This window comes from Streptomyces sp. NPDC056883, assembly GCF_042788835.1.
In the GTDB taxonomy this organism is placed as follows: Bacteria; Actinomycetota; Actinomycetes; order Streptomycetales; family Streptomycetaceae; genus Streptomyces; species Streptomyces stoeckheimensis.
Window position 1 is genome coordinate 316,599 of the sequence record NZ_JBHUBS010000007.1, and the last position, 12,188, is coordinate 328,786.

Genomic DNA, 12,188 nt, shown 5'->3' on the forward strand with positions numbered 1-12,188 from the left:
TGGGCACCGGTTCGATGAGCACCGGCGCGATGAGCACCGGCCGGGAGGGCGCCGCCCTGCGGGTCGCCGTGGTCGGCGGGGGCCCGGGCGGGCTGTACGCCGCCGCGCTGCTCGCCCGGCAGGGGCACGCGGTGGACGTGTGGGAGAGGAACGCCCCCGACGACACCTTCGGCTTCGGGGTGGTCCTCTCCGACGAGACGCTCGGCGGCATCGAAGCGGCCGACGCCGTGGTCTACGCGGCCCTGAGCGCCGAGTTCGTCCGCTGGGACGACATCGACATCGTGCACCGGGGCCGCCTGCTGACCTCCGGCGGCCACGGGTTCGCCGCGCTCGGGCGGCGCCGGCTCCTGGAGATCCTGCACGAGCGCTGCGCGGGCCTCGGGGTCCGGCTCCGCTTCCGCACCCCGGCGCCCGAGCCGCAGGCGCTCGCAGCCTCGTACGACCTGGTCGTCGCGGCCGACGGGGTGCACAGCCGGACCCGGGAGGCCGCGGCGGAGCACTACGGGCCCACGCTGACGGGCGGGCGGTGCCGGTACATCTGGCTGGCCGCCGACTTCCCCTTCGAGGCCTTCCGCTTCGAGATCGCGGAGACCGAGCACGGGGTGGTGCAGCTGCACGCGTACCCGTACGCGGCCGACTCCTCCACCGTGATCGTCGAGATGCGCGAAGAGGTCTGGCAGGCCGCCGGCTTCGACCTCTGCGACGAGGCGGAATCCGCGGCGCGCTGCGCGAAGATCTTCGGCGAGGCCCTGCGGGGACGGCCGCTGCGGGGCAACGGCTCGGCCTGGACGCAGTTCCGTACGGTGGTCAACGCGCGCTGGTCGCACGGCAACACGGTGCTCATCGGCGACGCCGCGCACACCGCGCACTTCTCGATCGGCTCCGGCACCAAACTGGCGGTGGAGGACGCGCTCGCCCTGGCCCGGGCGGTGGAGGCCGAGCCGGACGTCCCGGCCGCACTGGCCGCCTACGAGGCCGCACGCCGGCCGGCGGTGGCCTCCACCCAGCGGGCGGCGGCCGCGAGCATGCGGTGGTTCGAGGAGCTCGCCGGGTACGTGGAGCAGCCCGCCCGGCAGTTCGCCTTCAACCTCCTGACCCGCAGCCTGCGGGTCACCCACGGGAATCTGGCCCTGCGCGATCCGCGCTTCACCCGGGCCGTGGAGCGGGAATTCGGCTGCCCGGACGACGGACCGGTCGACGGAACGGACGGGGCCGGGACCCCGCCGATGTTCACCCCGTTCACCCTGCGGGGCCTGACCCTGCGCAACCGGGTCGTGGTCTCCCCGATGGACATGTACTCGGCTTCGGGCGCGGGCGCGGGCGCGGACGGCGACGGCGTGCCGGGCGACTTCCACCTGGTACACCTCGGCGCGCGGGCGCTGGGCGGGGCCGCCCTGGTGATGACGGAGATGGTCTGCGTCAGCCCCGAGGGCCGGATCACCCCGGGCTGCACGGGCCTCTACACCGCCGGGCAGGCGGCAGCCTGGGCGCGGATCGCCGACTTCGTGCACACCTCGGCGCCCGGCACCGCGCTGGGCGTCCAGCTGGGCCACTCGGGCCGCAAGGGATCGACCCGGGTGATGTGGGAGGGCATGGACGCCCCGCTCCCCGAGGGGAACTGGCCCCTGGTGGCCGCCTCCGCACTGCCCTACCGCCCCGGCGTCTCGGCCGTGCCCCGGGCTCTGAGCACCGCCGAGCTCGCCGCCGTCCGCTCCGACTTCGCCGCCGCCGCCGTCCGGGCCGCGAGAAGCGGCTTCGACCTGCTGGAACTGCACTGCGCGCACGGCTACCTGCTCTCCGGCTTCCTCTCCCCGCTGACCAACCACCGCACCGACGCCTACGGCGGCCCGCTGGAGAACCGGCTCCGCTTCCCGCTGGAGGTGTTCGACGCGGTCCGCGCCGTCTGGCCCGCGGACCGGCCGATGACGGTCCGCCTCTCGGCCACCGACTGGGCGCCGGGCGGCACCTCGCCCGAGGAGGCGGTGGCCATCGCCGGAGCCTTCGCGGCCCACGGCGCCGACGCCATCGACGTCTCCACGGGACAGGTGGTGGCGGAGGAGACCCCCGAGTACGGGCGCGCGTACCAGACCCCGTACGCCGACCGGATCCGCAACGCCCTGAACGTCCCGGTGATCGCGGTCGGGGCGATCTCCTCCTGGGACGACGTCAACTCCCTGCTGCTGGCCGGCCGGGCGGACCTCTGCGCACTCGGCCGCCCCCACCTCTACGACCCGCACTGGACCCTGCACGCGGCCGCCGACCAGTCCTACACCGGCCCGGCCGCACCCTGGCCCGCCCCCTACCTCGCGGGCAGCCGCAAGCCGCCCACGGGGCGGGGGTAGCCACGCATCCAGAGGGGTTCTGGAGGTTCTGGAGGTTTCAAGGGTTGCTCGTCGTCCGCAGGGGTGGTCACGTCAGTGCCACCTCCACCCGGTCCTCGACCGGGGTGTAGCCCAGGCGCTGGTAGACGCGGTTGCTGGTGGGGTTGGCCAGGTCGGTGAAGAGCAGCACCTCCGCGGCTCCGGCCGCGTGCGCCGCCTCGGTGGCGGCGTACGTCACCCCGGCCGCGTAGCCCCGGCCCCGCAGCTCCGGCGGGGTGTAGACCGGGCCGATCCGGGTCACCGCGTCGATCGGGCGGAAGAACCCGGCCAGCGAGACCGGGATCCCGGCGTCCTCCCAGAGCAGCATGCCCCCGTACGAGAGCCGGTCGCGCAGGGCCGCCTCCGAGGCGGCCCCGCCCTCGCCGGACTCCTGTCTGAAGGCGGTGACCCACTCCAGGAGCAGCGGGAGGTCGGCCTCTGCGGCGGGCCGGGCCCGCCCGGCCGGGGCGGGGTCGGGGGCGATGAGCCCGGAGAGCCGGTAGAGGCGGTTCTCCTCCACGACCTCGGTCGGCTTCCCCCAGGAGACGGCCAGCTCCCGCGCGTCCTCGCGGCGGGCGTTGAGCGCGTCGACCCCGGCGAGCAGCGGCTCGGAGGCGAGGGCGGTTCCCAGCTCCCGGACCGCCTCGGCGGGCAGCGTGCCGATCAGCAGCGGGTGCGGAGGGCACTGCACGACGGCGCCCGAGACCAGCCCGTCGGGCCCGGTCCACCAGCCGAAGAGGGGCGGCTCGGATCCGAAGGCGTCCAGGCCCTGCCGCTCCAGCGCGTCGATGACCGTGACCAGCTGGGTGTGGGGCACGGGCCGCGCAGCCACGGCGGGACGCACGGCGGCCGCCCAGGCCGCCAGATCAGGGGTGAAGGTCCACGTCATGGCACATGATCACCCGCGCCGGGCGCGCGGTACAGCCCCTTTTCCGGCTGCCGGGCTCACAGCTCCACGAAGCCGGCCCCGAGGTCCCGCAGCCGCTCGTGGAGTTCCGCGAAGACCGCCGCCGAGCGGTCGCCCGGCCAGTCCGCCGGGAGCAGGGCGCGCGGCAGCCCCGGGTCCGCGTACGGGAGCCGGCGCCAGGTGTCCAGGGCGAGCAGGTAGCCGCGGTAGGCAGCCTCCGGGGTGGGGTCGGCCGTGCCCGTCTGCAGGGCGCGCAGGGCGGGCTCGTGGAGGTCGAGGAACTCCTCGTGCTGCTTGGCCAGCGCCGCCAGGTCCCACCAGCGGGAGACCGACTCCGCCGTTGGGGCGAAGCCCAGGTGGGCGCCCCGGAAGAGCTCCACGTACGGCGTCAGGTGCAGCCGCTCCAGGGTGTGCCGGGTCTCCCCGTCCCACTGCGCCGGGGCGATCCACACGCCGGGCGCCACCGCGCCGAAGCCGAGGCCGGCCAGCCGGGAGCGCAGCAGGTGCCGCTTCGCCCGCTCCTGCTCCGGGACGGAGAAGACGGCCAGCAGCCACTCCTGGGACTCCGGCGGGCGGGTGGTTCCGTAGATCCGGCGGTCGCCGTCCTCCAGGAGCCGGCGCGCCTCCGCGGAGAGCTCGTACCCCGCCGCGCGGTCCCCGGTCCGCGCGGGCAGCAGGAAGCCGCGCCGCTTCAGCCGGGACACCGACGAGCGGACGGACGGCGCGTCCACGCCGGCCGCGCCCAGCAGGCGGACCAGCGCGGACACCGGGACCGGGCCAGGGAAGGCCCGCCCGTAGGCGCCGTAGAACGTGACGATCAGAGATCGCGGGGTGTGCTGCTCGACCACGGCTTCACTCTAAATGCTCCTCTTGATCGCGCAGCCGGAAGCGTTGCAGCTTGCCCGTCGCCGTCCGGGGCAGGGCGGGCAGGAAGACGAAGGTGCGCGGGCATTTGTGCGGGGCCAGCTCGCTCCGCATGAAGGTGCGCAGGGCGTCCTCGGTGAGGACCGCGCCCTCCCGGGGGACCGCGTACGCGACGACGACCTGCCCGCGCCGCTCGTCGGGGCGGCCGACCACGGCCGCCTCCAGCACGTCCGGGTGGCGCAGCAGCGCTTCTTCGACCTCGGGTCCCGCGATGTTGTACCCCGCGGAGATGATCATGTCGTCGGCCCGGGCCACGTAGCGGAAATAGCCCTCCGCGTCGCGGACGTAGGTGTCGCCCGTGAGGTTCCAGCCGTCCCGTACGTACTCGCCCTGCCGCGGGTCCGCCAGGTAGCGGCAGCCCACCGGCCCCCGTACGGCCAGCAGCCCCGGCACCTCGTCCGCGACGGGCAGCCCCGCCCGGTCCACCACCCGGGCCTCCCAGCCCGGCACCACGCGGCCCGTCGTACCGGGCCGGATGTCCTCGTCGGCCGCCGAGATGAAGATGTGCAGCAGCTCGGTGGCGCCGATCCCGTTGATGATCCGCAGGCCAGTGCGCTCGTACCAGGCCTGCCAGGTGGCGGCCGGCAGGTTCTCGCCCGCCGAGACGCAGCGGCGCAGCGCGGAGAGGTCGTAGGCGCCCGTGTCGTACGGGCCCAGCGTGTCCAGCATCGACCGGTACGCGGTGGGCGCGGTGAACAGCACCGACACCCGGTGCTCGGCCAGCGCGGGCAGCAGCCGGCGCGGGGAGCCGTCCGCGAGCAGCAGCGCCGAGGCGCCGGCCCGCAGCGGGAAGACCACCAGTCCGCCGAGGCCGAAGGTGAAGCCGAGCGGCGGACTGCCCGCGAAGACGTCCTCGGGGCGGGGGCGCAGCACTTCTTGAGAGAAGGTGTCGGCCACCGCGAGCAGATCGCGGTGGAAGTGCATGCAGCCCTTGGGGCGCCCGGTGGTGCCCGAGGTGAAGGCGATCAGCGCCACGTCGTCGGCGGAGGTCTCCACCGCCGGGTAGGGCTCCGAGTGGCGCTCGGCTTCGGCCAGCCGCAGCAGGTCGTCCGGGGCCCCGCCGCCGTACGCGGTGATCCGCAGCCCCGGCACCCCGGCCTTCACCAGGTCGTCCACCACCTCCGCCTGGCACAGGGCGTGGCTCACCCGGGCCATCGAGCACACCGTGGCCAGCTCCTGCGCACGCTGCTGGGCCAGGACGGTGACGGCCACCGCGCCCGCCTTCATCACCGCCAGCCAGCACGCGGCGAGCCAGGGGCCGGTCGGGCCGCGCAGGAGCACGCGGTTGCCGGGGACGACGCCGAGATCGGTGGTGAGCACGTGCGCGAGCCGGTCCACGCGGGCGTGCAGCTCCCCGTACGTCCACACCGTGCCGTCCGCGCCGCGGAAGGCGGGGCGGTCGGGGCCCAGCCGGGCGATGGTGGCGTCGAGCAGCTCCACACCGCAGTTGAGCCGGTCGGGGTAGGCCAGCCCGGGGAGTTCGAAGAGGAGCTGCGGCCAGGCGTGCGCGGGCGGCAGGTGGTCGCGCGCGAAGGTGTCTCGGTGAGCGGAAGGCTTGAGCTCCAAGGCGGGTTCGCCCCCTTGCGACGGCCCGCGCCCCGGGTGGGGGCCGGACCCTGCGTATGGACTGTGGACCGAAGTGGAAGAGCCGGGCCGTGCGAACGCAGCACGAGCGTATCGTCATGGTGACGGGAGTCAACAGGACGCGATAGAGGCTGGGGCATACGGATGACCCGATTCACGGGATTCGCGCTCGGGACGGACCAGGAGGAGTGGTGCGCGCGGCTGCGCGCACTGGCGGCGGAGCGGCTGCGGCCGCTGGCGGAGAAGGGGGAGCCGGGCCGGGTCAACCGGCCGCTGCTGGCCGCACTGGGCGAAGAGGGGCTGCTGGGACGGGTGTTCACCTCGGGCGCGCTGGAACTGTGCCTGCTGCGCGAATCCCTCGCCTACGGCTGCACGGAGGCGGAGACGGCCCTCGCCCTCCAGGGACTGGGTGCGTACCCGGTGCTGCGCTCGGGCAGCGACGCGCAGCGCGAGCGGTGGCTGCCCGGCGTCCGGGCCGGGCGCACGGTGGCGGCCTTCGCGCTGAGCGAGCCGGGGGCCGGATCGGACGCGGGGGCGCTGGCGCTCGAAGCGGTGCCCGAGGGCGGGGGCGGGGGCCCAGGCAGGGGCAAAGGTGGCTGGCGGCTCAGCGGGGAGAAGTGCTGGATCTCCAACGCGCCCGAGGCCGATTTCTACACCGTCTTCGCCCGCACCGGCGAAGGCCCCGGAGCCAAGGGGGTCAGCGCCTTCCTGGTCCCGGCGGACCGGCCCGGGCTCTCGGGGGAGCCCCTCGACATGCTCTCCCCGCACCCCATCGGCGCGCTCGCCTTCGACGGGGTCCCGGTGGGCCCGGCAGACCTGCTGGGGGAGCCGGGCCGGGGCTTCCGGGTGGCCATGGACACCCTGAACCTCTTCCGCCCCAGCGTGGGCGCCTTCGCCGTCGGGATGGCCAGGGCCGCCCTCGACGCGACGGTGGCGCACACGGCCGCCCGTACCGCCTTCGGCGGGGTGCTGGGCGACCTGCAGGCCGTGGCGCACCGGGTGGCCGAGATGGCCACCCGGACCGAGGCGGCCCGGCTCCTCGTCTACGCGGCGGCGGAGGCCTACGACGCCGACGCGCGCTCCCCGCAGGTACCGAGGCGGGCGGCCATGGCGAAGCTGCTGGCCACCGAGACGGCCCAGTACGTCGTCGACCACGCGGTACAGCTGCACGGGGCGGCCGCCCTGCGCCGCGGCCACCTGCTGGAACACCTGTACCGGGAGGTGCGGGCGCCGAGGATCTACGAGGGGGCGAGCGAGGTGCAGCGCACGATCATCGCCAAGGAGCTCTACCGGGAGGCACGGGAGATGCAGGAGGCGCAGGAGGCGCAGGAGGCGCAGGAGGCGCAGGAGGTGGGGGAGGCGTGAGCCTGGAGCGGATCAACCCGGAGGAGCTCTCCCCGGCGACGGGCTTCTCGCACGCCGTCGTCGCGAGCGGGGGCCGGCTGGTGTTCCTGGCCGGGCAGACGGCGCTCGACGGCGCCGGGAAGGTGGTGGGAGGGACGCTGCCGCAGCAGTTCGAGCAGGCGCTGGCGAACCTGCTGGCCGCCCTGGCGGGGGCGGGCGGCGCACCGGCCGATCTGGCCCGGGTCACCGTCTACGCCGTGGACGTGGCCGACTACCGGGACTGCGCCCCCGAACTGGGCCGGATCTGGCGGCGGTTGGCGGGCCGGGACTATCCGGCGATGGCGGTCGTGGGCGTGGTCCGGCTGTGGGACGAGACGGCGCTCGTCGAGCTGGACGGGCTGGCGGTGCTCCCGTAGGTCTTTTCGCTGGTGAGCGCGGGTGCCGCCGGGATGCCGAGCGGGTGCCTTTGACAGTGGGCAGGGGAGGGGGGAGGGTGGAAATGCCTCACAACGGAGCAATCCGGAGTAATTCACCCTTCACTCTCGGAGGTGTATGGCCATGCGCCGTGGGTTCATTGCGGCAGCCGTGACAGGGGCCGCCGGGATCACGCTCGGCCTGATGCCCGTCAGCAGTGCATTCGCCTCGAGTCTTCCGCAGACGTACCGGTGTTCCGACTGGCGCGGCAGCAACTGGAGCGGGGACGACTGGTGGCGCTACTGCTGCGACACCTCGCGCTCGGACCGCCCCAGTTGGTGCTGGGACAACTGGGACAACGACAGTTGGAACAACAACTGGCACAACAGCAACTGGAGCAACGACAACTGGGACCACGACAACTGGAACCACGACAACTGGAACGACCACGGCAACTGGAACGACAACGACAGCTGGAACCACGACAACGGGAACAACTGGCGTGACGGCGGCTGGAACGACGGCGGCCACGACGGCGGCTACCGCAACGGGAACAACTGGAACGACTGACCCACTGGCTGACCGCCCGGACCCCGGCGTACCGGGGCCCGGGCGTACCGGGGCGCACCCCCGCTCGGCGGCCCGCTACCGGCTGCCGTCCTCCAGCAGGTTCCCCATCCATTCCTCGATGCCCGCCACCGTGCGCGGCAGGGCACCCGACATCAGCCGGGCGCCCTCGGCCGTGATCACCAGGTCGTCTTCGATGCGCACGCCGATGCCGCGCAGCTCCGGCGGGAGGGTCTCGTCGTCGGGCTGGAGGTAGAGCCCCGGCTCCACGGTGAGGACCTGGCCCTCTTCCAGGACCCCGTCCAGGTACGTGTCCGCGCGCGCCTTGGCGCAGTCGTGCACGTCGAGTCCGAGCATGTGCCCGCTGCTGCACAGGGTGTAGCGCCGGTGCAGGTCGCCCTCGGCGTGCTTGAGCACCCCCCACTCCGCGAGCCCCTCCGCGATCACCCGCATTCCGGCCCGGTGGAAGTCGCGGAAGCTCGCGCCCGGCCGCAGCGCCGCCATGCCCGCGTCCTGCGCGGCCAGGACCAGTTCGTAGACCTGCCGCTGGACGGGGGAGAACCGGCCCGACAGCGGCAGGGTGCGGGTGACGTCGGCCGTGTAGAGACCGTCGGTCTCCACGCCCGCGTCCATCAGGAGCAGGTCGCCCGCGTTCAGCCGGCCGTCGTTGCGGATCCAGTGCAGCACGCAGGCGTGCGCACCCGACGCGGCGATGGTCTCGTAGCCGGTGCCGTTGCCCTCGGCCCGGGCGCGGCGGTTGAAGACCCCCTCGATCCACCGCTCGCCGCGCGGGTGGGCCAGGGCGCGCGGGAGGTCCCGTACGACGTCCTCGAACCCGGCGGTGGTGTGGTCGACGGCGAGCTGCAGCTCGGCCACCTCCCAGGCGTCCTTGACCAGGCGCAGTTCGGAGAGGGCGGCGGCGAGCTCCGGGTCCGCGGCGGCATCGCGCCCCGTCGGGGAGCCCAGCGCGTCCAGGTGGGCGCAGCGGATGCCGGAGAGCCGCTCGGCCTCCGCGAGGTCGGGGCGGCGGCCGACCCAGAACTCCCCGTAGCGGCGGTCGCGGTAGAACTCCTCGTTGCCGCCGCTGCGCAGTGAGCGCGGGCGCAGGTAGAGGACGGCCTCGTGCCCGTGCGGGCCGGCCGGCTCCAGGACCAGGACGTGGCCGACCTGGTCCTCGCCGGTGAGCCCGGTCAGCCAGGCGTAGGCGCTGTGCGGGCGGAAGCGGTAGTCGCAGTCGTGGCTGCGGACCTTCAGCTCGCCCGCGGGGATGATCAGCCGCTCGCCCGGGAAGCGGGCGGAGAGGCGTGCGCGGCGGGCGGGGGTGACGGCGTACGAGGGGACGCGCGCGGCGTCCGGCAGGGGAGAGGCCGCCCAGTCCGACGCCATGAAGCGGGACAACTCGGCCGATACCGGCAGGTCGTGGCTGCCGATGTTGAGCCCGGCGGTGGGGCGGGAGGGGGTGTCGGTCACAGGGGCTCCCTCAAGAAGATGCGAACTGGTGGGCGCACAGGTCTTGTCAGTGCAATTTCACATTACTATGTTACAGCTCACACCGCGCCGTGTAGTCCGCGTTAATCCCCGCCAAACGCCGCGTGAAGCAGGGCAGTTCCGCACCTTCCCCTCACCGCCCTTCACAGCCAGGAGTCCTTGGTGTCCCAGCACAGAGTCGTGCGCACGTCCCTCCTCTCCGCCGCCGTCGCGGTCACCCTCCTCGTCACCGCCGGCCAGGCCGTGACCCAGGCCGCCGAGACCGGCACCCGCGCCGACGCGGCGGGTCCCTCCGCGTCCGGCACCTTCACCGGGGGCGCTGCGGGAGCCGAGGCGGGAGCGAACCCGTTCGACGAGGTCGAGCACCTCGCCGACGCGCAGCAGGCGGCTCCCGCGCCCGCACCGGCCCCGGGTGGCCAGGTTCCCGGTGGTCAGGTCCCGGACGGCCGGGCCATCGCCGAAGGCAAGGTGCCCGGCGCCGTCACCGCGCCCGCCGCCGTGACGGCCACGAAGAGCGGCAGGCTCGCCGCCGCCGCCGCCCGGGGAACCGCCGCGGGCGTCCCCTGCACCCTCGACGGGATCACCGGGCTCACCCCGGAGCAGTTCGCCGACTTCCTCGCCGACCCGGCCGTCACGGCGGCCAAGGGCGGCTGCCTCTCGGGCCTCATCTGGACCTGGGACGCCCGCCTGGCCCCCGTGATGTCGGACGCCCACGTGCAGGCCGTCTCCCGCCGGATATCCGGCCTGGCCGCCTCCCACGACGGCCTGAACTCCTCCCACCTGGAGGAGATGTTCACCTACCTGCACGCCGTGGCCTACCACGACCACTCCCGCACCGAGATCGACGTCACCGACGCCCCGACCGTCGACGCCATGCGCCAGGCCATCGCCGCCTTCGCGGGCGCCGCCCGCACCTTCGACGCCACCGGCTCCAACGCCCGCACCCTGCGCGAGGCCCTCTACGCCGGCAGCGCGCCCGGCCTGCGTCACCACCAGCTCGGCCTGATCAAGAACGTCCTGGCCACCATGGACCCGTCGCACACCGCGACGCACCTGGACACCGCCTGGGCGGGCGCGGCCCTCGCCGCCCTCTCCGTCAACTACCTCGGCGTGTACAACAACGACACCGCGTTCCACGCGGCGGCCGCCGCCGACGCCCCGTACCGCGCCACCTTCAAGAACTTCGCCACGTACGCCCACCTCAAGGGCACCGCGAACGCCTGGGTGGCGCGCGACGCCATCGCCGAGTTCGGTCGCTTCGGCCAGATCGCGGGCCTGAAGGACGCGACCACCGCCGACCTCGGCGCGCTCCTCGCCCCGGCCAGGGCCGCCTTCGGGGACGGCAGCGAGCCGTGGGCGAAGGCCGTCTCCTGGCTCAACTTCTACCAGGCGTGCAAGCCGTACGGGGTGTGCAAGGAGGACATCGAGCGGGAGCTCTTCCCGAACACCTACACGTACGACAGCGGCGCCATCAAGGTCCGCACCGCCCTCGACCGGGCCACCGTCGACCAGCTCTACTACGCGAGCAAGCAGGTCAAGACGCAGTACCACCGGGTGGTGGGCACCGACCAGCCGATCGCCGGGGACGTCAACGCCACCCTGAACATCGTGCTCTACGCCTCCCGCGCGGACTACGTGAACTACCACCCGATCCTCACCGGCTACGGCACCAACAACGGCGGCATCTACATCGAGAACGGCGCCACCTTCTACACCTACCAGCGCCGCGTCCCGCAGGACTCCCAGCTCACCCTGGAAGAGCTCTTCCGCCACGAGTACACGCACTACCTCAACGGCCGCTTCGCCGTCCCCGGCACCTTCGGCCAGGGCGCCTGGTACGAGGGCGACCGCACGACCGCCATGGACGAGGGCACCGCCGAGTTCTTCGACGGCGCGACCCGCGACAACGGCATCGCCGTACGCAAGTCCCTGATCAAGAGCATCATCGCCGACACCGCCGGCGGCGGCCCGCGCATGTCGGTGGACCAGCTCCTGCATGCCACGTACGCCAACGACGGCTTCCGCTTCTACGGGTACTCGGGCGCCTTCTTCGAGTTCCTGTGGACCGAGCGGCCCTCGGAGCTGCGGGCGATGTACGGCCACCTGCGCGCCGACAACCCGGCGGGCTTCGACGCCTGGCGCAGCAGGATGGGCCGGGACGCGGCCGTCCAGACCGGCTACGACCGGTTCCTGGACGCCCAGATCGCCAAGGTCGACCAGCTGTTCGTGCCGAACACCGCCTTCACCCCGAACGCGCAGCTGCGCGACGCGGCGCTCGCGGACGTGAAGTCCACCTTCGCGACGGCCACGTACAACACGCCGGACTGCGTGGAGAACGGCGAGCCGGGCAAGCGCCGGTTCACCTGTACCGGCAGGATCACGGCGAACCTGAAGGACTGGCGCAGCGACGACCAGAACTTCAAGGACATGTCCGAGACGGTCGACTACTTCATCCTCGACCGGGCGGGTGCGGCCTCGAACAACCTGGCGGACATGAACTGCTCCTTCGGTGCGCTGGACGTCTGGACCAACCACGTGGCGGGTACGTCGAGTTACAGCTGCGAGGGTCCGCTGCGCGGCTGACCTCGGCCACCTCTGTC

The 12,188-nt window shown here is 73.5% G+C and carries 9 protein-coding genes; 5 read left to right on the plus strand and 4 right to left on the minus strand.

Annotation, left to right across the window (positions count from 1 at the left end):
• Positions 1-14 precede the first annotated feature (14 nt).
• Positions 15-2,342, plus strand: a complete 2,328-nt coding sequence (locus ACFRU2_RS20110) for a bifunctional salicylyl-CoA 5-hydroxylase/oxidoreductase (protein WP_382974030.1) — start codon at positions 15-17, stop codon at positions 2,340-2,342.
• Positions 2,343-2,409: 67 nt separating this feature from the next.
• Here the strand turns inward: ACFRU2_RS20110 and ACFRU2_RS20115 are convergent, their stop codons facing one another.
• Genes ACFRU2_RS20115 through ACFRU2_RS20125 form a run of 3 tightly spaced genes read right to left on the minus strand, consistent with a single transcriptional unit; the run spans position 2,410 to position 5,757 of the window.
• Positions 2,410-3,249, minus strand: a complete 840-nt coding sequence (locus ACFRU2_RS20115; protein ID WP_382973804.1) for a GNAT family N-acetyltransferase — start codon at positions 3,247-3,249, stop codon at positions 2,410-2,412.
• Positions 3,250-3,305: 56 nt separating this feature from the next.
• Positions 3,306-4,115, minus strand: a complete 810-nt coding sequence (locus tag ACFRU2_RS20120) for a PaaX family transcriptional regulator C-terminal domain-containing protein (RefSeq protein ID WP_382973807.1) — start codon at positions 4,113-4,115, stop codon at positions 3,306-3,308.
• A 4-nt stretch (positions 4,116-4,119) separates the two neighbouring features.
• Positions 4,120-5,757, minus strand: a complete 1,638-nt coding sequence (locus tag ACFRU2_RS20125) for an AMP-binding protein (RefSeq protein ID WP_382973810.1) — start codon at positions 5,755-5,757, stop codon at positions 4,120-4,122.
• Between the two features lie 162 nt (positions 5,758-5,919).
• Here ACFRU2_RS20125 and ACFRU2_RS20130 point away from each other — a divergent pair, with 162 nt between their 5' ends.
• From ACFRU2_RS20130 to ACFRU2_RS20140, 3 genes are all read left to right on the plus strand, one after another.
• Positions 5,920-7,140, plus strand: coding sequence for an acyl-CoA dehydrogenase family protein (locus tag ACFRU2_RS20130; protein ID WP_382973813.1), 1,221 nt, complete (start codon positions 5,920-5,922; stop codon positions 7,138-7,140).
• Positions 7,137-7,535 (plus strand): RidA family protein, encoded by a 399-nt coding sequence (locus ACFRU2_RS20135; RefSeq protein WP_382973816.1) that lies wholly within the window; start codon positions 7,137-7,139, stop codon positions 7,533-7,535. Before ACFRU2_RS20130 ends, ACFRU2_RS20135 begins: the two co-directional genes overlap by 4 nt.
• 202 nt (positions 7,536-7,737) lie before the next feature.
• Positions 7,738-8,103: a hypothetical protein gene (locus ACFRU2_RS20140; protein ID WP_382973819.1), complete on the plus strand. Its 366-nt coding sequence runs from the start codon at positions 7,738-7,740 to the stop codon at positions 8,101-8,103.
• Between the two features lie 75 nt (positions 8,104-8,178).
• On the opposite strand, the gene ACFRU2_RS20145 is transcribed toward ACFRU2_RS20140, so the two are convergent.
• A complete protein-coding gene (locus ACFRU2_RS20145; protein ID WP_382973822.1) occupies positions 8,179-9,570 on the minus strand; it encodes an aminopeptidase P family protein in 1,392 nt (463 codons plus the stop codon).
• 180 nt (positions 9,571-9,750) lie between these two features.
• On the opposite strand from ACFRU2_RS20145, the gene ACFRU2_RS20150 reads away from it, so the two are divergent.
• Positions 9,751-12,171: a collagenase gene (locus ACFRU2_RS20150; protein ID WP_382973824.1), complete on the plus strand. Its 2,421-nt coding sequence runs from the start codon at positions 9,751-9,753 to the stop codon at positions 12,169-12,171.
• Positions 12,172-12,188: the final 17 nt, after the last annotated feature.

Excerpts from the sequence above, each read along its gene's own strand:
- ACFRU2_RS20110 (WP_382974030.1), top strand. The coding sequence starts at position 15 with ATGAGCACCGGCGCGATGAGCACCGGCCGGGAGGGCGCCGCCCTGCGG.
- ACFRU2_RS20115 (WP_382973804.1), bottom strand. The coding sequence starts at position 3,249 with ATGACGTGGACCTTCACCCCTGATCTGGCGGCCTGGGCGGCCGCCGTG.
- ACFRU2_RS20130 (WP_382973813.1), top strand. The coding sequence starts at position 5,920 with ATGACCCGATTCACGGGATTCGCGCTCGGGACGGACCAGGAGGAGTGG.
- ACFRU2_RS20140 (WP_382973819.1), top strand. The coding sequence starts at position 7,738 with ATGCCCGTCAGCAGTGCATTCGCCTCGAGTCTTCCGCAGACGTACCGG.